Source organism: Roseovarius halophilus (ex Wu et al. 2025), from assembly GCF_047086965.1.
This window is the reverse complement of sequence record NZ_JBKOTX010000115.1, coordinates 1-19,087: the sequence shown is the minus strand read 5'-3', so window position 1 is coordinate 19,087 and position 19,087 is coordinate 1. Positions and strand designations below refer to the sequence as shown.

Here is a 19,087-nt window from a genome sequence, read left to right as displayed (position 1 = left end):
GACCCGGCCCGCCGGCGCGGCGGGCCGGCCGGCAAGGCGCCAACCGCGGCCAACCGCCCTACCTTCGCTCGCTTCACCTCAGACAGGAGACATCCATGAACCTCGCCCGGTTTCCCCGAACCCGCCTTGCCCATCTCCCGACCCCGCTGGAACCGATGCCGCGCCTGTCGGACTACCTCGGCGGGCCGGAAATCTGGATCAAGCGGGATGATTGCACCGGGCTCTCGACCGGCGGCAACAAGACCCGCAAGCTGGAATTCCTGATGGCCGAGGCACAGGCACAAGGGGCCAACATGGTCATGACGCAGGGAGCGACCCAGTCGAACCATGCCCGCCAGACGGCCGCTGCCGCCGCGCGGCTCGGCATGGCCTGCCACATCCTGCTCGAGGACCGGACGGGCTACAACCACGAGAACTACAAGTACAACGGCAACGTCCTGCTCGATCACCTGCACGGCGCCACGATGGAGCATCGCGGCCCCGACCTCGACATGAACGCCGAGATGGAGGCGGTCGCCGACAAGCGCCGCGCCGAGGGCAAGACCGTCTACACCATCCCGGGCGGCGGCTCGAACGCCACAGGCGCGCTCGGCTACGTCAACTGTGCGCTCGAAATGCTGGGCCAGTTCGTGACCACCGGCCTCGACGTGGACCACGTCGTGCACGCCACCGGCTCGGCGGGCACGCAGGCGGGGCTCGTGACCGGGCTCAAGGCGATGAACGCGCGGATCCCGCTTCTTGGAATCGGCGTGCGCGCCCCGAAACCCAAACAGGAAGAGAATGTCTACAATCTCGCCGTCAAGACCGCCGAGAAACTCGGATGTCCCGGCGTCGTCGCGCGTGAAGACGTGGTCGCCAACACCGATTATGTCGGCCCCGGCTACGGCCTGCCCGCCGACAGCACGCTCGAAGCCATCGACATCTTCGCGCGCACCGAGGCGGTCCTGCTCGACCCCGTCTATTCCGCCAAGGGCGCGGCCGGGCTCATCGATCTGGTCCGCCAGGGACATTTCAGGAAAGGCGAAAAGATCGTCTTCCTGCATACCGGCGGCGCCATCGGCCTGACCGGCTATACCCATTGTTTCGACGTGCCGAAATGAAACCGGTGGGCATTCTGGGCGGGATGGGGCCCGAGGCCACCATCCTGCTGATGCAGAAAGTGCTGCGCGCGGTGCCAGCCGCCGACGACGCCGACCACGTGCCGCTCATCGTGCACCAGAACCCGCAGGTGCCCAGCCGGATCGCCGCGTTGATCGACGGCACGGGCGCCGATCCCGCGCCGGTGCTGGCCGGCATGTCGCGCGATCTCGAACGCGCCGGCGCACGGGCGCTGGCCATGCCCTGCAACACCGCCCACCATTACGCGGACGCGATACGCGCGGCGGCCGGCCTGCCCTTCCTCGACATGCTTGAACTCACCGCGGCCCGGCTGGCCTCGCGGGGCGCGCGCCGGGTGGGTATGCTCGCCTCGCCCGCCACCCGGCTGACCGGGGTGTTCGAGGCACCTTTCGCCCGCCACGGCCTGGCGGCCCTGCCCCCGGCCAACGACGACGCGATGCTCTCGATCATCCGCGCGGTGAAATCGGGCGCCCCGCCCGGCCAGACCGGCACGGCCCTCGCGACAGAGGCCGCCGATCTCGCCGCCCGCGGCGCCGATCACCTGCTTGTCGCCTGCACCGAACTGTCCCTGCTCACCGACCATCTGCCGGCAACACCGCCCTGGACCGACAGCCTCGATTGCCTCGTGCGGGCCATCGTGGCAACAGCCAGCGACCGCCAGGATCCGCGGCGCGTTTCCCTCCGCCCGGCGGCCCCGCCGTGACGGTGCTTCTTCTCGGCCGAAATACCCCGGGGGTCCGGGGGCAGCGCCCCCGGGGCAGGGCGTCGAACGCCGTTACTGCCTTTCGATCATCTCGGCCTGCGTGACGATCACCTCGGCCTGCTTGATGCTGGCGATGTCCACAAGCCGCCCCTTGTAGGTGGTCGCGCCCTCGCCACGCGCCTTGGCCTCTTCCATCGCCTTGAGGATCTCGCGCGCCTCCGCGACGGCCTCCGCTGTCGGGGTGAAGATCTCGTTGGCCAGCGCGATCTGCTTGGGGTGGATGGCCCATTTGCCCACCATGCCCAGCGTCGCCGACCGCAACGCCTGCGCGCGGAAGCCCGCGTCGTCGCTGAAATCGCCGAACGGCCCGTCCACCGGCAGCAGGCCGTGGGTCCGGCAGGCGGCGACGATTGCCGCCTGTGCCCAATGCCACGGATCCGACCAGTATTTCTGCCCCTCGCGATGCATGTAGTAATTCTCCTGCGTGCCGCCGATGCCCGTGGTGGCCATGCCCATCGACGCGGCGAAATCGGCCGCGCCGAGGCTCAGCGCCTGCATCCGCGGGCTCGCGGCGGCGATCTCCTCGACATGGGAAATCCCGGCCGCGGATTCGATGATCGCCTCGAAGCTGATGCGCTTCTCGCGCCCCTTGGCCGCCTCGATCGCGGTGACAAGCGCATCGACGGCATAGATGTCCGACTCGCAGCCCGCCTTGGGAATCATGATCTGGTCCAACCGCTCGCCCGCTTGCTCCAGCAGGTCGACGACGTCACGGTACCAGAACGGGGAATCAAGCCCGTTGATGCGCACGCTGAGGCACTTGTTGCCCCAGTCCACGTCATTGATCGCCGCGATGGTGTTCTTGCGTGCGAGGTCCTTGTCATTGGGCGAAACGGAATCTTCGAGGTCGATATTGATCACGTCCGCCGCGCTTTGTGCCATCTTCTCGAACAGCTTGTCGTTCGACCCGGGGCCGAACAGCTGGCAGCGGTTGGGACGCGCCGGGGCGGGGGGTTGCACACGAAAGCTCATAAGTGGGGCCTCTTTTCCGAAAATTTCCGTTGATCCGGAAAAACCGGTATATAATTGCACTCTCACCCGCAACCGGCTTTATCGACCCGGTGCCGCCCCGCCTTGCCGGACTCCATCCCGGAAAACTGTGTATCAGCGCAAGAATGTTCGCAATCGTGCTGAAATGCGCTGTCATTCAACAGAATCTCGCACTAATTTCGTCGGAATATGCGTGACAGCAATGCCCCGAGGAGCCATGCCATGATCGAAACACCCTATCTGCTTTTCCTGGGCGACGCCCCTGACATGCTGGCCGCCAAGGTCGCGATAGGCATTCGCGACTGGCGTCCCGACAACGCCGTCGGGCAGTTGCGGCTGGAGGGCTGCGGCGCCGATCTGGGCCTGACCGACATGACCCTCGCGCAGGCCAAGGCCGCCGGCGCCAAGACGCTCGTGATCGGCGTGGCCAACCGGGGCGGGGTGATTTCGGCGGCGTGGAAAAAGGTCCTGATCGCCGCGCTGGAAGACGGGTTCGACCTTGCCGCCGGCCTGCACAACCTGCTGCGCGACGAGCCGGACCTTGTCGCCGTGGCCGAGGCGACGGGCCGCGCGCTTCACGACGTGCGCGTGCCCGAGGTGCAGTACCCGATCGCCGACGGCAAGACGCGCACCGGCAAGCGCTGCCTGCCGGTGGGCACGGATTGTTCGGTCGGCAAGATGTACACCGCGATGGCCATGGAGCGCGACATGCACGCGCGCGGGATGAAGGCCACCTTTCGCGCCACCGGGCAGACCGGCATCCTGATCACCGGCGACGGTGTTCCGCTGGATGCCGTGATCGCCGATTTCATGGCCGGGTCCGTGGAATGGCTGACCCCGGACAACGCCCCCGACCACTGGGACCTGATCGAGGGCCAGGGCAGCCTGTTCCACGTCTCCTTCTCGGGGGTGACAATGGCGCTCATCCATGGCGGGCAGCCCGACGCGCTGATCCTGTGCCACGAACCGACGCGCACGCACATGCGCGGCCTGCCGGATTACACGCTGCCGTCACTCGAGGACCTGCGCGACACCGCCCTGCCGCTGGCCCGCATCGCCAACCCGGGCTGCGTCGTCGCCGGCATCTCGGTGAACACCCAGCACATGACCGAGGACGAGGCGCGAAGCTACCTTGCCGATATCGAGGCGCGCATGGACCTGCCCGCCACGGATCCCTACCGTTTCGGCGCCGGCAAGCTGGCCGACGCGCTGGCGGCGATATGACCCGGCGCCGGGCAAGGGCCGCGCCCGCCTGGATGCCTCCGGCGGGAGTATTTTCAGCAAGATGAAGGAGGGCAGAGTGCAGATCACCGTCACGCGCGACACGTTCCGCTTGGCGCAGGTGTTCACGATCAGCCGCGGCTCGCGCACGGAGGCGCAGGTGCTGACGGTCAGGGTGAGCGACGGCGAAGCGACCGGCCGCGGCGAATGCGTCCCCTATGCGCGCTATGACGAAACGCTCGACAGCGTGACGGCCCAGATAGAGGAGCTGCCGGTCGGGGTTGATCGGGCCGCGTTGCAGACGCTTCTGCCTGCCGGCGCGGCCCGCAATGCCGTTGACTGCGCGCTTTGGGACCTCGAAGCCAAGCGAACCGGCAGGCGGGTTTGGGACCTGGCCGGCCTGCCCACCCCGGGCCCCGAGATCACGGCCTATACCCTGTCTCTGGACACGCCCGAGGCCATGCGCGCGCAGGCCGCGAAGAACGCCCATCGCCCGCTGCTCAAGATCAAGCTGGGCACCCCCGATGACATGCCGCGGCTCGAGGCCGTCCGCGCCGGCGCCCCCGGGGCGCGGATCATCGTGGATGCCAACGAAGGCTGGAGCGCGGGGGTCTATGCCGATCTCGCCCCGCATCTGGAGCGGCTTGGCGTGGCGCTTGTCGAGCAGCCGCTGCCGGCCGGCGCCGATGACGCGCTGGCAACCATGGACAGGCCGGTGCCGGTCTGCGCCGACGAAAGCTGCCATGACCGCGCCAGCCTGCCCGCCCTCCTGGGCAAGTACGACGTGGTCAACATCAAGCTCGACAAGACGGGCGGCCTGACCGAGGCGCTGGCCCTGCGCGCGGCCGCCAGCGCCGCCGGGTTCGACGTGATGGTGGGCTGCATGGTCGGCAGTTCGCTCGCCATGGCCCCGGCGACCCTTGTGGCGCAAGGCGCATTGGTCACGGATCTTGACGGGCCGCTTCTGTTGGCCGAAGACCGCGATCACGCCTTGACCTACGACGCGGCGGGGGTACATCCGCCCGACGCAGCGTTGTGGGGCTGACGCGCCCGGCCAACGACCCGCCGCCCCCATGCCGGACAGGCGGCCCCGACAGGACGAAAAGGACACCCACATGACCCGCACCGTTTACGTGAATGGCGAGTACCTGCCCGAAAATGAAGCGAAAGTCTCGATTTTCGACCGGGCCTTCCTGATGGCCGACGGCGTCTACGAGGTGACGAGCGTGCTCGGGGGCAAGCTGATCGATTTCGACGGCCACCTGGCGCGGCTCGAACGGTCGCTGTCGGAACTGGACATAAAGAAACCCGCCGCCTTCGACGACCTTCTGTCGATTCATCGCGAACTGGTGGCCCGCAACGGCATCGAGGACGGGCTGGTTTACCTGCAGGTCACGCGGGGCAGCGACGGCGACCGCGATTTCGTCTTTCCCGACCCCGAGACGACGGACCCCACGCTCGTGCTCTTCACGCAGTCCAAGCCGAACCTCGCGGACAGCCCCGATGCGAAACGGGGGCTCCGGGTCATCTCGATCGACGATATCCGCTGGGGCCGCCGCGACGTCAAGACGGTGCAACTTCTCTACCCGTCGATGGGCAAGATGATGGCCAAGAAAGCCGGGTGCGACGACGCGTGGATGATCGAGGACGGGCTGGTCACCGAGGGCACGGCGAACAACGCCTATATCATCAAGGATGGCAAGATCATCACCCGGCACCTGTCAAACGACATCCTGCACGGCATCACGCGCGCCGCCGTGCTGCGCTTCGCCCGTGAGGCGCAGATGGAGGTGGCGGAACGCGGCTTCACCATCGACGAGGCGAAACAGGCCGACGAGGCATTCGTGACATCCGCAAGCAGCTTCGTCATGCCCGTGGTCGAGATCGACGGCGAGGACGTCGGCGGGGGCACGCCCGGCCCGGTCGCACGGCGCCTGCGTGACATCTATCTCGAGGAAAGCCTGAAAGCGGCGATCTGAGTCGCGCGCCGGCTCGCGGCCGCGCCGCGGCGTTCGCCCTGCCCCGGCAACGTCCGACAGACAGCCCCCGGCGCCGGATCACCGGCAGCGAGCGACCCCAAGCGGGGGCGCCGCGGCCCGCCTCAGCCCTTGACGATCTTCTGCGGCGAGATCACGTCGATCCCGAGCGCCTTGCCGACCGCGTAATAGGTCAGTTGCCCGGCATGCACGTTCAGGCCGTTCAAAAGGTGCGGATCATCCGCGCAGGCCTGCTGCCATCCCTTGTCGGCCAACGCCAGCATGAACGGCATCGTGGCGTTCCCGAGCGCGATGGTCGAGGTGCGCGCGACCGCGCCGGGCATGTTGGCCACGCAGTAATGCATGATCCCGTCCACGTCATAGATCGGGTCGGCATGCGTCGTGGCCCGCGATGTCTCGAAACAGCCGCCCTGGTCGATCGCCACGTCCACCAGCACGGCCCCCGGCTTCATCGACGGGAATTGCTCGCGCCGCACCAGCTTGGGCGCCTCGGCACCGGGGATCAGCACCGCGCCGACAACCATGTCCGCCTCGCTCAGGTGCTCGGCCAGCAACCCGGCCGAGGAATACCCGGTGTTGAACAGGTCGCCGAACACGTCGTCGAGGTACCGCAGCCGCGGCAGTGACCGGTCCAGAACGGTAACGTCCGCCCCCATCCCGGCCGCGATGCGCGCGGCATGAGTCCCCACGACCCCGCCACCGATCACCAGGACCCGCGCCGGGCCGACCCCGGGCACGCCGCCCATCAGCACGCCGCGGCCGCCATTGGCCTTCTGCAGCGTCCACGCGCCCATCTGCGGCGCCAGCCGGCCGGCCACCTCCGACATCGGCGCCAGCAGGGGCAAGCCGCCATGCGCGTCCGTGACGGTTTCATAGGCGATGGCGGTACAGCCCGAGTCCAGCAGGTCGTGCGTCTGGTCCGGATCGGGGGCGAGATGCAGATACGTGAACAGCACCTGCCCCGCGCGCAGCATCTTGCGCTCGGCCGCCTGCGGCTCCTTCACCTTCACGATCATGTCGGCCGTCGCGAAGATTTCCGCTGCCGTGTCGATCATCGCGGCCCCGGCGGCGACGTAATCGGCATCGTCGAAACCCGCGCCCTTGCCCGCGCCGGCCTGAATGATCACCTCGTGTCCGTGCGCGACGGCTTCGCGGGTGGCGTTGGGCGTCATTCCAACACGGAATTCCTGTGGCTTGATCTCGGTGGGGCACCCGATTTTCATGTTATCCTCCTCCTCATGCCTTGTTGACAGTATGTCGCGGCACACCCGCAATCGGCTTGATATTTCGCTCGTGATATGGCGATTACGGTCAAGGATATTCGCAGTTTCTCACCTTGTATCGAAAGGCCTTGTGCAAATGGCTCTTGATTCGATGGATCGTCGCCTGCTTGCCGCGCTTCAGAAGCGCGGGCGCATTTCCAATGCCGACCTGGCCGAGGCGATCAACCTGTCGGCGAGCGCCTGCCACCGGCGGGTGCAAAGGCTCGAGGCCGAGGGATACATACGCGACTACGTCGCCCTTCTCGATGCACGCAAACTGGGCATGTCGGCCACGATCTTTGTCGAGATCACGCTGTCGACACAGGCCGACGACGTGCTGGAAGCCTTCGAGAAGGCCGTCGCGCGCATCCCCGACGTGCTGGAATGTCACCTGACGGCCGGGGCGGCGGATTACATCCTCAAGGTCGTCGCAGAAAGCACCGAGGATTTCGCCCGCATCCACCGCCAGTACCTGACGCGGCTGCCCGCGGTCGCCAAGATGCAGTCCAGCTTCACGCTGCGCACCGTTTTCAGCACGACGGCCCTGCCGGTCTGACCGGTGCCACCTTGCCATCGGCACGGGCTTGGACCAATCATGGGCGCATGGAATGGGACTTCATCATCGTGGGCGCCGGCAGCGCGGGCTGTGTGCTGGCGAACCGCCTCAGCCAGCGGGGCCACAAGGTCCTCCTGCTCGAAGCCGGGGGGCGCGACACCTACCATTGGGTGCACATCCCGATGGGCTATCTCTACTGCATCGGCAATCCGCGCACCGACTGGTGCTTCAAGACGGCCGAGGAGCCGGGCCTGAACGGGCGATCGCTGCTCTACCCTCGGGGCAAGATCCTTGGCGGGTGCAGCTCGATCAACGGCATGATCTACATGCGGGGACAGGCCGCCGATTACGACCGCTGGCGCCAGATGGGCAATACCGGCTGGGGGTGGGACGATGTCCTGCCCTATTTCACGAAGTCCGAGGATTACGCCGCCGGCGCGTCCGAGCATCATGCGACCGGCGGCGAATGGCGGGTCGAGGGCCAGCGGCTGCACTGGGATGTACTGGATCACTGGCGTAACGCGGCGCTGGCGGCCGGGCTGCCGGCGACGGAAGATTTCAATACCGGCGACAACGCGGGCGTGGGCTATTTCAAGGTCAACCAACGGGCGGGATGGCGGATCAACACCGCGCGCGCCTTCCTGCGCACCGCGCCGCGCGACACCCTTCGCGTCGAGACACGGGCGCATACCCGCCGCGTGATCGTCGAAAGGGGGCAAGCCGTCGGCGTCGAATACGAACAGGGCGGCACCGTCAGGACGGCGCGCGCCGCGCGCGAGGTGATCCTCAGCGCCGGGGCGATCGGCAGCCCGCAGATATTGCAACTCTCCGGCATTGGTCCGGCCCGGCTGCTTCAGGACCACGGCGTGCCCGTGACACACGACATGCCGGCCGTGGGCGGCAACCTGCAGGATCACCTGCAACTGCGCTGCGCGTGGCGGCTTCAGGGCGCGAAAACATTGAACACGATGGCCAACTCGATCACGGGCAAGCTGGCGATCGGGCTGGAATACGCGCTGCGCCGCCGTGGGCCGATGTCGATGGCCCCCAGCCAACTGGGCGCCTTTGCCCGCTCGCGCCCCGACTTGGCGACACCCGATCTGGAATACCACGTGCAGCCACTGTCGCTGGACGCGTTCGGCGGCGCCCTGCACGATTTCCCCGGCATGACGGCAAGCGTCTGCAACCTTCGCCCCGAAAGCCGCGGCACCGTCGCGATCGCCTCCGCCGATCCGGCAGCGCCGCCCGTCATCGCGCCGAACTACCTGTCGACCGAGGGCGACCGGCAGGTGGCCGTCTCCGCGATCCGGCTCACCCGCCGGATCATGGAACAGGCCCCGATGCGGCGCTACGCCCCCGAGGAGATCAAGCCGGGCCCCGACGTCGAGACGGACGCCGAACTGGCCCGCGCCGCCGGCGACATCGGCACGACGATCTTTCACCCGGTCGGCACGGTGCACATGGGGCCTGACGAAGCCGCCCCGCTTGATCCCGGCCTTCGGTTGCGCGGGGTCGGGGGGTTGCGCGTCGTGGATGCCAGCGTCATGCCGACCATCACCAGCGGCAACACCAACTCCCCCACGATCATGATCGCCGAGAAGGCCGCGGACATCATCCTTTCCGAGGCGCGGCTGACGCCGGCGGCCGGATAAAAAACGGCCCCGGCTCTGCCGCCGGGGCCTGACCGGAACGCGAGATCATCAAAAGGCGCTCCGGCGGGACTCGAACTTGAAAACTCGTGAACCTTTCTTGAAAACACACAAAACGAAAGTTGTGCGCGCGCGGTATATGCCGGAAACACCGCCGCTTGTCGGGTAGGGAATAACATACTTGCAATCCGGTCTCCCGGTTGTTGACCCGCGACACAACAAAGGCCCCGGCGCGAACGCCAGCCCTTTGCAGCAAATGATGCAGGGCGGCGCTGAGGGCCGTTCGGGACAGTCTGCTGACACGTATCGAGCTTCCGAACAAGTCTTCGGGAACCGGTTGCGATGAAGGTCGGCTGTGCGGAGGACGTGGACGTTTGACTTGATTTGCCGAGCCGCACCGTCGCCGGGCCGCGGCACGGCGATCCGCCCTTCGAGCCTCTCGATTTATTTCGGCAACTGGCGCGCACCCTCGACACGGGGCGCCAAGGGTCACCCGATCGCCGGGCCGTGGGGGCGGCCCGTCGATGGCGCGGCGGCCTTCGGCCTTGATCCCGCGCCCTTGGGTTTCTGCCGAACGGTCGTCATCAATAACCCGGCACCCGCCAACAATGGCCCCGAGCGGTCATTACGCCCCGAGCCACTGCGCGTCTCCCGTGCATCATCCACAACAAAGGCCCCGGCGCGAACGCCGGGGCCCTGTTTCATACCGGGAAAAGGCGGCTCAGCCCTCGGCGGCTTCCTCTTTGCTCATCTCCTGGCCGGTTTCCTGATCGACGACTTTCATCGACAGGCGCACCTTGCCACGATCATCGAAGCCAAGCAGCTTGACCCAGACTTCCTGACCTTCCTTCAGCACGTCCGACGGATGGTTCAGGCGCCGGTTCTCGATCTGGCTGACATGCACCAGCCCGTCGCGCTTGCCGAAGAAGTTCACGAAGGCGCCGAAATCGACGATCTTGACGACCGTGCCCTTGTAGATGTGCCCTTCCTCGGGCTCGGCCACGATCGAATAGATCATGTCGTAGGCCTTCTGGATCGACTCGTTGTTGGGCGAGGCGATCTTGATCACGCCCTCGTCATTGATGTCGACCTTGGCACCCGACGTTTCCACGATCTCGCGGATGACCTTGCCGCCCGACCCGATCACTTCGCGGATCTTGTCCTGCGGGACGGTCATGGTTTCGATGCGCGGCGCGTGAACGCTGAAATCACCCGCCTCGCTCATCGCTTTGCCCATTTCGCCAAGGATGTGCATCCGCCCGTCCTTGGCCTGCGCCAGCGCGTTCTTCATGATCTCGGGCGTGATGCCCGCGACCTTGATGTCCATCTGCAGCGAGGTGATGCCATCCTCGGTGCCCGCAACCTTGAAATCCATGTCGCCAAGGTGGTCCTCGTCGCCAAGGATGTCGGTCAGCACGGCATAGTCGCCGTCATCTTCCAGCACCAGCCCCATGGCCACGCCGGCCACCGGCGCCTTGAGCGGCACGCCCGCATCCATCATCGACAGCGACCCCCCGCAGACCGACGCCATCGAGCTCGATCCGTTCGACTCGGTGATCTCGGACACGACACGGATCGTGTAGGGGAAATCCGTGGCCGCCGGCAGAACCGCCTGCAGCGCGCGCCACGCCAGCTTGCCGTGGCCGATCTCGCGCCGTCCCGGCGGGCCGACGCGCCCGGCCTCGCCCACGGAATAGGGCGGGAAGTTGTAGTGCAGCAGGAAGTTCGACCGGTAGGTGCCGTGCAGCGCGTCGATCATCTGCTCGTCGTCGCCGGTCCCCAGCGTGGTCACGACCAGACCCTGCGTTTCCCCGCGGGTAAACAGCGCCGAGCCATGCGTGCGCGGCAGGAACCCGGTTTCGCACTCGACCGCGCGCACCTCGTTCAGGGCGCGTCCGTCGATCCGCTTGCCCGATTTCACCACGTCGCCGCGCAGCACGCCGGCCTCCAGTTTCTTCATCGCGGCGCCGAGGTTGGCATCCTCGAGCTGCGCCTCGGTCAGTTTCTCGACGATCGCGTCGCGCGCGGCAGCCACGGCGGCCGTGCGTTCCTGCTTGTCGGTGATGGCGAACGCGGCGCGCATCTGCTCCTCGCCGGCGGCCTTAACGGCCTCGTACAGGTCGGAATAGTCCGGCGGCTGGAAATCGAACGGATCCTTGGCGGCGTCCTCGGCCAGATCGACGATCAGGTCGACCACCGGCTTGATCTGCTCGTGCGCGAAGGTCACGGCACCGAGCATCTCGTCCTCGCTCAGCTCGTAGGCTTCCGATTCCACCATCATCACGGCGTCGCGCGTCCCGGCGACGACAAGATCCAGACGCTGGTCGGGGTTGTTGCGCAGTTCGTGCATGTCCTCGACATCGGGGTTGAGGATGTACTCACCGTCCTCGTAGCCCACGCGGCAGCCGGCGATCGGCCCCATGAATGGCGCGCCCGAGATCGTCAGCGCGGCCGACGCGGCGATCATCGCCACGATGTCCGGATCGTTGACAAGGTCATGCGAAAGAACGGTGCACATCACCAGCACCTCGTTCTTGAACCCGTCCACGAAAAGCGGGCGGATCGGCCGGTCGATCAGCCGCGCGGTCAGCGTTTCCTTCTCGGTCGGCCGCGCCTCGCGCTTGAAAAAGCCGCCCGGCACCTTGCCGGCGGCATAGTATTTTTCCTGGTAGTGGACCGTCAGGGGAAAGAAACCCTGCCCCTCCTTCGGTTCCTTGGCGTAGGTGACATTGGCCATGACCGTGGTTTCGCCCAGCGTGGCGATGACCGATCCATCCGCCTGACGGGCAACCTTGCCCGTTTCCAGTGTGAGCGTCTCCTCGCCCCACTGCATCGTCTTCTTCACTTCGTTGAACATAAGTCGTTTCCTAGCTGAAGGCACTCCCGGGCGTATCCCGGGTCCTCCGTTACAATGGCGGCCCCATTGCCGCCGACCCCAATCCTTGCTCATGCGCCCGGGGTCAGGGGCATCACGTCTCGGATACGGGCGCTTTACAGCAGATCGCGCCGCATTTAAAGCAATGATATGTCGGGTGGCCCGCCCCGCGCATGCCCGCCGCGTCGCGCCGGGCCGTCACACGGCGATATTGTCGATCAGGCGCACCCCCGCCAGCCACGCGGCGGCGAACAGGCGCGCGGGCCGCGTGGGCGCGTCAAGCCGGCTCAGGTCGTCCTGCGCGCGGATTTCAAGGTACTCGACCTTCGTGAAACCGGCGCCTTCCAGACGCGCCACCGCCGCGTCGCGCAGCGCGCCGAAGGCCGCTCCACCGGCCAGCCCCTCGGCGATGCCTTCCATCTCCTCGAAAAGGCGCGGCGCGGCCACCCGCGCCCGGTCAGACAGCAACAGGTTGCGCGACGACATCGCCAGCCCGTCGATCTCGCGGATCGTGGGGCAGCCATGCACCGTCACCGGCAGGTCCAGATCGGCCGCCATCCGGCGCACCACGAGGAACTGCTGGAAATCCTTTTCCCCGAAAAAGGCGTCGCTGGCCGAGGTCTGGGTGAACAGCTTGGTCACGACCGTCGCCACCCCGTCGAAATGCCCGGGCCGGTGCGCACCTTCCATCACGTCCGTCAGCCCCGCCACCGACACCGTGGTGGCGAAACTCTCGGGATACATCTGGTCGGCCCCGGGCACCCACAGCGCGTCGATGCCGAACCGCGACAGCTTGCGCGCGTCCTCGTCCTCGGTCCGGGGGTAATTCTGCAGGTCCTCGGGGTTGTTGAACTGCTTGGGGTTGACGAAGATCGTCACGATCACCCGGTCGCACTGGTCCTTGGCCGCCTGCACCAGCGACAGGTGCCCGTCATGCAGCGCGCCCATGGTGGGCACGACCCCGATGCTTTCGCCCGCGCGCTGCCAGCCGCCCGTGACCGCGCGCAGTTCGGGCAGGTGGCGCAGGATCGGCGGCGGCGTCATTCCGGGGCCTTGTCGGCAAAGGTATGCTCGGGCGCGGGGAAACGGCGCGCGCGCACGTCCTCGGCATAGGCGCGCACGGCATTCCTGGCATCCTCGCCAAGGTTGGCGTACCGCTTGACGAATTTCGGCCTGAACTGGGCGAAAAGGCCCAGCATGTCATCGACAACCAGAACCTGCCCGTCGCACCCTGCCGACGCCCCGATCCCGATCGTCGGGATCGCCAGATCCGCCGTCACCCGGTCGGCAAGGCCGGCCGGCACCTTTTCCAGCACCACCGAGAACGCGCCGGCCTCGGCCACCGCGCGGGCATCGGCCAGCAGTTTGTCGGCCTGATCGTCACGTCCCTGCACCTTGTACCCGCCCAGCGTGTTGATGGATTGCGGCGTCAGCCCGACATGCGCCATCACCGGCACGCCCCGCGCGACAAGGAACGCGATGGTCTCGGCCATGTGCTCCCCGCCTTCCAGCTTGACCGCCGCCGCGCCCGTCTCGCGCATGATCCGCGCGGCGTTCCGGAACGCCTGTGCCGGGCTTTCCTCGCAGCTGCCGAAGGGCATGTCGATCACCAGCATCGAGCGCGACAGCCCGCGCGCCACGGCCTGCCCGTGCAGGATCATCATGTCCATCGTGACCCCCAGCGTGGAGGGCAGACCATGCAGCACCATGCCCACGCTGTCACCGACCAGAACGAAATCGCATTCCCCGTCCATCATCCGGGCGATCGGCGTGGTATAGGCCGTCAGGCTGACAATGGGCGTGCCGCCCTTCATGGCCCGTATGTCGTCGGGCAGGGGGGCGGTCTTGCGGGCGGTGGCGCTCATGAGGGGTGTCCGGCTCCGTGCTGCGTTGCGGCGCCCGGGATACCAACTCGCACCGGGGAAATCCACCGCATAACGCATCGCGGTCCGCCGCCGGTGCACCTCGCGGCGGCCTGCCCGGCAGATGGCACGCCGGCCGCCGCGACATGCGTTTCCGTCAGCCGGCTGCGCGCGCCAGCACGCGCAGCCGGCTGTCCCACTCGCCGCGATCGACGTAACACCCGTGCAGGTGACGGAACCCGGTCGACGGATCGAAGGCGTCGCGACCGTGCAGCACACGACGATTGTCGAAGACGACCATTTCGCCGCCCGACAGTTTCAGGCCGATACCGTAGGCATCATCCCGCGTCATCTCCATGAACAGGCGATACGCCCGGTAGAACGCCGTCAGCCGCGCCGGCGCCAGATCAAGGATGTCGGCAAGGTGCGCGTTGAAGCAGATCTCGGAAACCTCGCCGCGCGTATCCAGCGCGATCACCGTCTTGCGCGACCTGATGTCGGTGTCTCGGTCATGGAACCGGAACGGCACCGTGACGGTGGACAGCACCTCGAATGCCTCGGGGGCGCTCTCACGCAGGTCGTTCGCGACCGCCACGCCGTCACAGAAGGTCGACCCGCCGCCCTCGGCCTCGTTGGCGAGGCAATGCAGGAACTGGTAGCCCGGCGGCATTTCCTGGTTCGTCAGGTCCGTGTGAAGCGGCAAGGCGTCCGAGGTATAGGCCAGGTTGTTGGGATCGGGTTTCGAGACGACCTCGAAGGTCAGGCCGAAATTGGTCTCGCGCAGGTGCCCCACGCGCCGCGCCACCTCCATGCCGGCGCCGGTATCGCCGGCCAGACCGGTGACGACTGAAAGCCCGTAGCGCTTGGTCTCGGTCAACCAGTCCGAAAGCGCCCCGTCCGAGGACAGGATGCCGCCCGCGTCGTGGCGCGGCACCCCCGCGCCGCCAAGGTCGGCACGCCACGCAAGCGCGGGCACGTCCGCCGGGTCGGCCCGCCGCTGTCCGGGCCTGTGGGCCTTGATCCAGTCAAGGTCGAACTGGCTCGGCCCGGCCTGATCCGGCCATGTGACCAGCAGCGCCCGCGGCGTGATCTCGACCGCGTGCGGGGAAATGTCGAGCGGGACGCCCGTCAGGTCGAAGAAGCGCTCGCCGGTCTGCGGGTGAAACCCCGACGGGTCGGTATCGCGCAGCCAGATATAGGGAAATTCGCCGACGGTACCGTCAGGCCAACGGATCTCGAGGCCCGCGGCCCCGGTGGTGAGGGTGGGTTGCATGTGGTGCTCCGGTTCGGGATGTAGGTTTCAGGTGCGGGGCATCAGCCCCCTGCCGGAGGCGGCCACCACTCGTGGGCCTTGCCGTGTGGATGGCCCGAGCATCTTCCCAAGACAGCGCACATGTATCGTCCTTGCCTTTAGCCCATCGATAATGTTGGCCGAATCCGGGACTGTCAACGCGATGCCTCGCGCGTATCCGGGCGACGCCGCGCGCGGCCCGCCCGGTGGTGCAAATTCCCGGCCGCGCCGCCGCGGTTGCCCCTGTTCATCGGCGCGCCGAGACGCTATCGGAGGAACGGCAAGATCACGAGGGCAGGCGTTTTGAAAAAAGCACTCATCACCGGGGTGACCGGGCAGGACGGGGCCTATCTGTCGGAATTCCTGCTCGGGAAGGGCTACGAGGTTCACGGCATCAAGCGGCGCACGTCGCTGTTCAACACCGCGCGCATCGACCACCTGTTCGAGGGGGAGCCGGGGCGCTCGGGCCGCTTCCAGCTGCACCACGGGGACATGACCGACAGTTCCTCGCTCACCCACATCCTGCAGAAGGTACGCCCCGACGAGGTCTATAACCTCGCCGCCCAGAGCCATGTCGCCGTCAGCTTCGAGGAGCCCGAATACACCGCCAATTCCGACGCGATGGGCGCGCTGCGGCTGCTCGAGGCGATCCGCTTCCTCGGGATGGGCGAAACCACGCGCTTCTACCAGGCGTCCACCTCCGAACTTTACGGGCTCGTGCAGGAAACCCCGCAGCGCGAGGCGACGCCGTTCCACCCGCGCAGCCCCTATGCCGTGGCCAAGCTCTACGCCTACTGGATCACGGTCAATTACCGCGAAGCCTACGGCATGTTCGCCTGCAACGGCATCCTGTTCAATCACGAAAGCCCGATCCGCGGCGAAACCTTCGTCACGCGCAAGATCACGCGCGCGCTGGCCCGGATCAAGCTGGGGATGCAGGACGAACTCCTGCTCGGCAACATGGACGCCCGGCGCGACTGGGGCCATGCGCGCGATTACGTCCGCATGATGTGGCTGATGCTGCAACAGGACCGGCCCGAGGACTACGTCATCGCCACCGGCCAGCAATACTCGGTGCGCGAATTCGTGGCCCGCGCGGCGCAGGCGCTGGGCATGGACCTCAGCTTCGAGGGGGACGGGCTGGACGAGGTCGGGCGCGACGCGCAGGGCCGCGTGGTCGTGCGCGTGGACCCGGCCTATTTCCGCCCCGCCGAGGTCGAGACATTGCTGGGCGACGCGGCCAAGGCGCGCCAGCAACTGGGCTGGACACCCGAGACGGGTTTCGAGGCGCTGGTCGAGGAAATGGCGCAGGCCGATCTGGCCGAGGCCGCCGCGCTGAAGCGCGCGCAGGAGGCGGGATGAAGGTTTTCCTTACCGGCGGGCGCGGCATGGTCGGCCGCGCCATACAGGATCACGCCGGCGCCGGCGCGCACCGGATCGTCGCGCCCACCAGCGACGAGCTGGACCTGACGCACCGTCCCGCTGTGATGGACGCGATCGCGGCCGAGACCCCCGATATCGTCATCCATTCGGCGGGCCGCGTGGGCGGCATTCAGGCCAACATGGCCGATCCGGGGGGATTCCTGACCGACAACATGGACATGGGCTTCAACACGGTGCTGGCCGCGCGCGCCGCCGGGGTGCCGCGGCTGCTGAACCTCGGGTCAAGCTGCATGTATCCCCATGACGCGCCCAACCCCCTTGCCGAGGAAAGCCTCGGCAAGGGGGAGCTGGAGCCGACGAACGAGGGTTACGGACTGGCCAAGCTGGCGGTGGCGCGGCTCTGCGCGTTCGTCACCGGCGAGACGCCGGACCTGTCCTACAAGACGCTCATCCCCTGCAACCTCTACGGGCTGCACGACAAGTTCGACCCGGCCGTGTCGCATCTGGTGCCCGCGATCATCCGCAAGATACACGAGGCCCGGCAAAGTGGCGCCGAAACCGTTGAGATCTGGGGCGACGGCACGGCGCGGCGGGAATTCATGTTCTCCGCCGACCTTGCCTGCGGGGTCTGGACCGCCGTCGACCGGTTCGACGCGCTGCCCGATACGATGAACATCGGGCCGGGGCACGACCATTCCATCAACGAGTATTACGCCGAGGCCGCCCGCGTCATCGGGTGGGACGGGACATTCACCCACGACCTGACCCGCCCCACCGGGATGAAGCGCAAGCTGATGGCGGTGGACCGGCAGACGGCGTTCGGCTGGGCACCAGGCACAACGCTGCGCGATGGCATCGCGCAGACATACGCGCATTTCACGGCGCTTTTGGAAAGGGGCGAGGCATGAACGACGACACCCGGTTCCCGCTGGCCAGCACGAGCTGGGACGCGGCCGAATACGCCGCCATCGACCGCGTGGTCGCGTCGGGCTTCTTCTCCATGGGCCCCGAGGTGGCGCGCTTCGAGGAGATGTTCGCGCAGGCCATGGGCAGCGCCCACGCCGTGATGGTCAACTCCGGATCCTCGGCCAATCTCATCATCATCGCCGCGCTGCGCTACCACTCGGCCCGGGGCCTGCCCGCGGGGGCCGAGGTGATCGTGCCGGCGGTCAGCTGGTCCACCACCTATTACCCGCTGCACCAGTACGGGCTGCGAATGAAATTCGTGGATATCGACCCCGGCACGCTGAACTACGACCTCGATGCGCTGGCCGAGGCCATCGGCCCCGACACCCGCGCGATCATGGCGGTGAACCTGCTGGGCAACCCCAATGATTTCGACCGGATCGCGGAGATCATCGGCGACCGCGACATCCTGCTGATCGAGGATAACTGCGAATCGCTCGGCGCCACCTATCACGGGCGGCAGGCGGGAACCTTCGGCATCGCCGGCAGCTACTCGTCCTTCTTCTCGCACCACATCGCCACGATGGAGGGCGGGCTGGTCGTGACCGATGACGAGGAACTCTACCACATCATGCTCAGCCTGCGTTCGCATGGCTGGACGCGGCACCTGCCCAAGGTCAACCACGTCACCGGCGAGAAAAGCGACGACCCGTTCGAGGAAAGTTTCAAGTTCGTGCTGCCGGGCTACAACCTGCGCCCGCTGGAACTGAGCGGCGCCATCGGGCAGGAGCAGATCGCCAAGCTGCCGATGATCGTCACCGAGCGCCGCAAGAACGCCGAGGCGTTCCGTGCCTTGATGGCGGCCTACCCCGAAATCCGGATCCAGCAGGAAACCGGCCGGTCAAGCTGGTTCGGCTTCTCGATGGTGGTGGTGCCGGGGTCGGGCATCACCCGCGACGGCCTGATCGCCGCGCTCGGTCGGCACGGGGTGGAATGCCGGCCCATCGTCACGGGCAATTTCGCCCGCAACGAGGTCGTGACGCGCCACATGGACCACGTGATCCACGGCACGCTGCGCAATGCCGACGAGATCGACGCGCACGGGCTGTTCATCGGCAACCATCACTACCCGCTGGATGACAAGTGGCCGCTCCTGCGCGACGCGCTGGACGCGGCGACGGGGCGGGCGTGAGCTGCCCGCGCCGGGCGGCAC

General features: G+C 67.1%; 16 protein-coding genes. 10 read left to right on the top strand and 6 right to left on the bottom strand.

What is annotated here, in order from left to right:
• The first annotated feature begins 95 nt into the window (after nucleotides 1-95).
• Both ACH107_RS20445 and ACH107_RS20440 read left to right on the top strand, forming a co-directional pair.
• Nucleotides 96-1,100: a D-cysteine desulfhydrase gene (locus tag ACH107_RS20445; RefSeq protein WP_412507381.1), complete on the top strand. Its 1,005-nt coding sequence runs from the start codon at nucleotides 96-98 to the stop codon at nucleotides 1,098-1,100.
• The gene (locus tag ACH107_RS20440; protein ID WP_412507380.1) at nucleotides 1,097-1,822 is read left to right on the top strand and encodes an aspartate/glutamate racemase family protein; all 726 of its coding nucleotides are present in this window, start codon (nucleotides 1,097-1,099) and stop codon (nucleotides 1,820-1,822) included. Before ACH107_RS20445 ends, ACH107_RS20440 begins: the two co-directional genes overlap by 4 nt.
• Nucleotides 1,823-1,894: 72 nt before the next feature.
• Here ACH107_RS20440 and ACH107_RS20435 read toward each other — a convergent pair whose 3' ends face one another.
• Complete coding sequence (locus ACH107_RS20435) at nucleotides 1,895-2,854, bottom strand: L-malyl-CoA/beta-methylmalyl-CoA lyase (RefSeq protein WP_412507379.1); 960 nt, start codon at nucleotides 2,852-2,854, stop codon at nucleotides 1,895-1,897.
• 240 nt (nucleotides 2,855-3,094) lie between these two features.
• On the opposite strand from ACH107_RS20435, the gene dgcN reads away from it, so the two are divergent.
• The 3 genes from dgcN (at nucleotide 3,095) to ACH107_RS20420 (ending at nucleotide 6,072) form a co-directional block, all read left to right on the top strand.
• A complete protein-coding gene (dgcN, locus tag ACH107_RS20430) occupies nucleotides 3,095-4,096 on the top strand; it encodes an N-acetyltransferase DgcN (RefSeq protein WP_412507378.1) in 1,002 nt (333 codons plus the stop codon).
• 76 nt (nucleotides 4,097-4,172) lie between these two features.
• Nucleotides 4,173-5,138: an N-acetyl-D-Glu racemase DgcA gene (gene dgcA / locus ACH107_RS20425; protein WP_412507377.1), complete on the top strand. Its 966-nt coding sequence runs from the start codon at nucleotides 4,173-4,175 to the stop codon at nucleotides 5,136-5,138.
• A gap of 70 nt (nucleotides 5,139-5,208) precedes the next feature.
• Nucleotides 5,209-6,072 (top strand): D-amino-acid transaminase, encoded by an 864-nt coding sequence (locus tag ACH107_RS20420; RefSeq protein WP_412507376.1) that lies wholly within the window; start codon nucleotides 5,209-5,211, stop codon nucleotides 6,070-6,072.
• Nucleotides 6,073-6,194: 122 nt separating this feature from the next.
• Here ACH107_RS20420 and ald read toward each other — a convergent pair whose 3' ends face one another.
• Entirely contained in the window at nucleotides 6,195-7,313 is a 1,119-nt protein-coding gene (gene ald, locus ACH107_RS20415; protein ID WP_412507375.1) for an alanine dehydrogenase, read from the bottom strand.
• A gap of 136 nt (nucleotides 7,314-7,449) precedes the next feature.
• On the opposite strand from ald, the gene ACH107_RS20410 reads away from it, so the two are divergent.
• Both ACH107_RS20410 and ACH107_RS20405 read left to right on the top strand, forming a co-directional pair.
• On the top strand, nucleotides 7,450-7,908 hold the full coding sequence (locus ACH107_RS20410) for an Lrp/AsnC family transcriptional regulator (RefSeq protein ID WP_412507374.1): 459 nt from the start codon (nucleotides 7,450-7,452) through the stop codon (nucleotides 7,906-7,908).
• Nucleotides 7,909-7,955: 47 nt separating this feature from the next.
• Nucleotides 7,956-9,560, top strand: a complete 1,605-nt coding sequence (locus ACH107_RS20405; protein WP_412507373.1) for a GMC family oxidoreductase — start codon at nucleotides 7,956-7,958, stop codon at nucleotides 9,558-9,560.
• Nucleotides 9,561-10,278: 718 nt separating this feature from the next.
• Here ACH107_RS20405 and pnp read toward each other — a convergent pair.
• The 4 genes from pnp to ACH107_RS20385 form a co-directional block, all read right to left on the bottom strand.
• Complete coding sequence (gene pnp / locus ACH107_RS20400) at nucleotides 10,279-12,414, bottom strand: polyribonucleotide nucleotidyltransferase (protein ID WP_412507372.1); 2,136 nt, start codon at nucleotides 12,412-12,414, stop codon at nucleotides 10,279-10,281.
• A gap of 216 nt (nucleotides 12,415-12,630) precedes the next feature.
• Nucleotides 12,631-13,476, bottom strand: coding sequence for a pantoate--beta-alanine ligase (gene panC / locus ACH107_RS20395; RefSeq protein ID WP_412507371.1), 846 nt, complete (start codon nucleotides 13,474-13,476; stop codon nucleotides 12,631-12,633).
• On the bottom strand, nucleotides 13,473-14,297 hold the full coding sequence (panB, locus tag ACH107_RS20390; RefSeq protein WP_412507370.1) for a 3-methyl-2-oxobutanoate hydroxymethyltransferase: 825 nt from the start codon (nucleotides 14,295-14,297) through the stop codon (nucleotides 13,473-13,475). The genes panC and panB overlap by 4 nt, the downstream gene beginning before the upstream one ends.
• A gap of 154 nt (nucleotides 14,298-14,451) precedes the next feature.
• A complete protein-coding gene (locus tag ACH107_RS20385) occupies nucleotides 14,452-15,567 on the bottom strand; it encodes a TauD/TfdA family dioxygenase (protein ID WP_412507369.1) in 1,116 nt (371 codons plus the stop codon).
• A gap of 321 nt (nucleotides 15,568-15,888) precedes the next feature.
• Here ACH107_RS20385 and gmd point away from each other — a divergent pair, with 321 nt between their 5' ends.
• Genes gmd through ACH107_RS20370 form a run of 3 tightly spaced genes read left to right on the top strand, consistent with a single transcriptional unit; the run spans nucleotide 15,889 to nucleotide 19,066 of the window.
• A complete protein-coding gene (gene gmd, locus ACH107_RS20380) occupies nucleotides 15,889-16,947 on the top strand; it encodes a GDP-mannose 4,6-dehydratase (protein ID WP_412507368.1) in 1,059 nt (352 codons plus the stop codon).
• Nucleotides 16,944-17,876 (top strand): GDP-L-fucose synthase family protein, encoded by a 933-nt coding sequence (locus ACH107_RS20375; protein WP_412507367.1) that lies wholly within the window; start codon nucleotides 16,944-16,946, stop codon nucleotides 17,874-17,876. The genes gmd and ACH107_RS20375 overlap by 4 nt, the downstream gene beginning before the upstream one ends.
• Nucleotides 17,873-19,066: a DegT/DnrJ/EryC1/StrS family aminotransferase gene (locus tag ACH107_RS20370; protein ID WP_412507366.1), complete on the top strand. Its 1,194-nt coding sequence runs from the start codon at nucleotides 17,873-17,875 to the stop codon at nucleotides 19,064-19,066. The genes ACH107_RS20375 and ACH107_RS20370 overlap by 4 nt, the downstream gene beginning before the upstream one ends.
• Nucleotides 19,067-19,087 lie beyond the last annotated feature (21 nt).

What these genes read in the sequence shown, in the direction of transcription:
- pnp (WP_412507372.1), bottom strand. Translation starts at nt 12,414, where the DNA reads ATGTTCAACGAAGTGAAGAAGACGATGCAGTGGGGCGAGGAGACGCTC.
- ACH107_RS20410 (WP_412507374.1), top strand. Translation starts at nt 7,450, where the DNA reads ATGGCTCTTGATTCGATGGATCGTCGCCTGCTTGCCGCGCTTCAGAAG.
- ACH107_RS20440 (WP_412507380.1), top strand. Translation starts at nt 1,097, where the DNA reads ATGAAACCGGTGGGCATTCTGGGCGGGATGGGGCCCGAGGCCACCATC.
- ACH107_RS20385 (WP_412507369.1), bottom strand. Translation starts at nt 15,567, where the DNA reads ATGCAACCCACCCTCACCACCGGGGCCGCGGGCCTCGAGATCCGTTGG.
- ACH107_RS20405 (WP_412507373.1), top strand. Translation starts at nt 7,956, where the DNA reads ATGGAATGGGACTTCATCATCGTGGGCGCCGGCAGCGCGGGCTGTGTG.
- ald (WP_412507375.1), bottom strand. Translation starts at nt 7,313, where the DNA reads ATGAAAATCGGGTGCCCCACCGAGATCAAGCCACAGGAATTCCGTGTT.
- ACH107_RS20420 (WP_412507376.1), top strand. Translation starts at nt 5,209, where the DNA reads ATGACCCGCACCGTTTACGTGAATGGCGAGTACCTGCCCGAAAATGAA.
- ACH107_RS20370 (WP_412507366.1), top strand. Translation starts at nt 17,873, where the DNA reads ATGAACGACGACACCCGGTTCCCGCTGGCCAGCACGAGCTGGGACGCG.
- ACH107_RS20445 (WP_412507381.1), top strand. Translation starts at nt 96, where the DNA reads ATGAACCTCGCCCGGTTTCCCCGAACCCGCCTTGCCCATCTCCCGACC.
- panB (WP_412507370.1), bottom strand. Translation starts at nt 14,297, where the DNA reads ATGAGCGCCACCGCCCGCAAGACCGCCCCCCTGCCCGACGACATACGG.
- panC (WP_412507371.1), bottom strand. Translation starts at nt 13,476, where the DNA reads ATGACGCCGCCGCCGATCCTGCGCCACCTGCCCGAACTGCGCGCGGTC.
- ACH107_RS20375 (WP_412507367.1), top strand. Translation starts at nt 16,944, where the DNA reads ATGAAGGTTTTCCTTACCGGCGGGCGCGGCATGGTCGGCCGCGCCATA.
- ACH107_RS20435 (WP_412507379.1), bottom strand. Translation starts at nt 2,854, where the DNA reads ATGAGCTTTCGTGTGCAACCCCCCGCCCCGGCGCGTCCCAACCGCTGC.
- dgcN (WP_412507378.1), top strand. Translation starts at nt 3,095, where the DNA reads ATGATCGAAACACCCTATCTGCTTTTCCTGGGCGACGCCCCTGACATG.